This window comes from Desulfobacula sp. (assembly GCF_021107415.1).
In genome coordinates this window covers 1-2629 of sequence record NZ_JAIOSW010000340.1, presented here as the reverse complement: position 1 = coordinate 2629, position 2629 = coordinate 1, and the positions used below count along the sequence as shown (strand labels likewise).

Here is a 2629-nt window from a genome sequence, read left to right as displayed (position 1 = left end):
CGCTCAATGATATTTTCCAGCTCGCGGATATTGCCAGGAAAGTCATGCAGCATCATGGCCTGCATCGCCGCGGGTGAGATATCCTGTATGTTTTTCTGGTAAAGGCGGGTATATTTTTTAAGGAAATGAAAGCTTATGATGGGAATATCCTGTTTACGTTCCTTAAGCGGCGGCAGATGGAAGTGAATAACATTCAGGCGATAGAAAAGATCTTCCCGGAAACGATTCTCCTTGATTTCGGTTTTTAAATCGTGGTTGGTGGCGGCGATGAATCGTAAATCCGCCTTGCGGGTAATTTCGTTTCCCACGGGTCTATACTCCCCTTCCTGGAGGAGACGCAGAAGTTTGGTTTGCAGCCCGGGGCTCAGATCGCCGATTTCATCCAAAAAAAGGGTGCCCTCATGGGCCGCTTCAACCAATCCCCGTTTATCTTTCCAGGCGCCGGTAAATGCCCCCTTGACATGACCGAAAAGCTCACTTTCGATGACATTTTCGGGGATGGCCGTGCAGTTTACCGTAATCATTTTATTCTTGTGCCTTAAACTGTGATGATGAAGGGCTTTGGCGATCAGTTCTTTACCGGTTCCACTGGCACCGGTAATGAGAATGGTGGCCATGGTTGGGGCCACCTGCCGGATGCGTTCAAAAATTTCTATCATAACCGGTGTGGATCCAATAATGGATGAAAACGCACCTTTTTCGGCCAGAGCTTGACGTAGGGCCAGGTTTTCTCCTATGATTTCCTGCCACTTCATCACTTTGTCGATGGTCAGCACAATGCGTTCCCGCCGAAACGGTTTGGTGATATAATCATAGGCACCTTTCCGAATTGCTTCCACAGCAGTTTCAATGGTACCATAGGCTGTCATGACAATGACCGAGACATTGGCTCTAATTTTTTTGACTTCTTTCAACAGCTTAATACCGTCCATTTTAGGCATTTTCAAGTCGGTGATGACAAGATCGAACGATTGTTTTTTAAATAGTTCAAGGGCCTTCAAAGGATTGGACTCGGTAACCAGTTCGTGTTGGGTCTCACCGGTAATAATGCGCTGTAACAACAAAAGCATGTCCTTTTCATCATCTATGACTAAAATCTTTCCAATCATTGTTCCCCCATCCTATTATCTTGTCGGCAGTATAATGGTAAACGTGGTTCCAATACCACCTTCAGAAGTATTTGCAGTATGACTCACGCAATCGATGGTACCGCCATACTTGGCAACAATACCGTAGCTGACAAACAAACCCAGCCCGGTTCCTTTGCCCTCCGGCTTGGTGGTAAAAAAAGGCTCAAAGATTCGGTCCATATTTTCCGGTGCAATCCCCGTACCGGTATCCTTGAATTGGACCACTGCTTTGCGGCTGCCTCGATCAAGGTGCGTACGAAGGGTCAGGATCCCACCATACTCCATGGCCGCAACGGCATTGTTGATCAAGTTGAGAAATACCTGCTGGAGTTGTCGGGGGTCACCCTTAACCGGAGGAATATCCGGGGCAAATCTGGTAATCAGTTCGATATCGTTCATCTCCAGGGTGTGTTTTACGACGTTAATGATCTCGCCAAAGCACGGATTTAAATCCGCGTATTCGGAACTTTCCTTGTTCAGGCGGGCAAAGCTTAACAGGTTTTCGACAACTTCTTTGCAATGCAGCCCTTGGCGTTCGATGATCTTCAAGTCTCCATGGGTTTGGCTGCCCTTTTCGGCTTTTTGCAGCAACAGGTCACAAAACCCCAGGATGACCCCCATGGGGTTGTTGATTTCATGTGCCACCCCGGCCGCCAGAGTCCCCAGAGAAGCCAACTTTTCCGCATTGACCAGCTGATGTTCCAGGTTCTTGTTCTCCGTAATGTCTCTGGCAATACATAGGACGGTGTTGACTTTGCCGGCTTTATTTTTCAAGGGCATGAAATTGGCGTTAATCCAGATTTGGTGTTCGGCCAGGGTCAACTCAAACTCATCCCTCACACTTTTTCCGGTATCATATACCTGTTGGACCCGCATTAGTTGTTTTTTTGCCAATTTTGCGGGAAAAAATAGGGTTGAGAGGTGTTTTCCAAGAAATTCACTGGGACTGCCGCCAAAAAAATTTGCCGTAAAACTGTTCATGGATTGAAAATTGCCCGCTAAATTGACGGTGAAAATAAAATCCTCGGCACTTTCCACCAGGGAACGATATTTTTCTTCTGATCGCTGGAGTGCTTCGGTTCGTTTTTTTACTTTTTTTCCCAGAATCTTTGACCATCGTTTTTCTACTAAAATGAGCGTTGAAGCGCCCAGTACAATAATTAACAGGATAATGATTTGCAGCAAATATTGGCGTCGGTAGCCACTTTTTATGAATGCTTCTACTTCTAAAACCGGTGCAACCACGGCCACCGACCATTTTTGAATAGGAGTATCGGAAATAACAACAGGGCAGAAGGCGATCAACTTTTCTATTTTACCGGTAATTCCCCGCTGCCATCCGGAAACATACTCCCCTGTGCCTTCATGGCCTTTGAGCATCTCATCCTTTTGGAAGACATTGCTTTTTTCAAAAGAACTGCTGGGGTATTTTGACTCCCGCATTCTAAAGGCATTAGTTCCGATAAAGGCGGCATCAGGATTAAACAGAAAGCAACCAT

Annotated in this window: 2 protein-coding genes; both read right to left on the bottom strand. The window is 46.3% G+C overall.

The genetic code is table 11. The features are described from left to right. Nucleotides 1-1109, bottom strand: a 1109-nt coding sequence (locus K8S13_RS17190) for a sigma-54 dependent transcriptional regulator (RefSeq protein WP_291464408.1), incomplete at its 3' end; no start/stop codon positions are given. Between the two features lie 15 nt (nt 1110-1124). Continuing rightward, nucleotides 1125-2629: ATP-binding protein (locus K8S13_RS17185; RefSeq protein WP_291464406.1), on the bottom strand; the 1505-nt coding region annotated here is incomplete at its 5' end.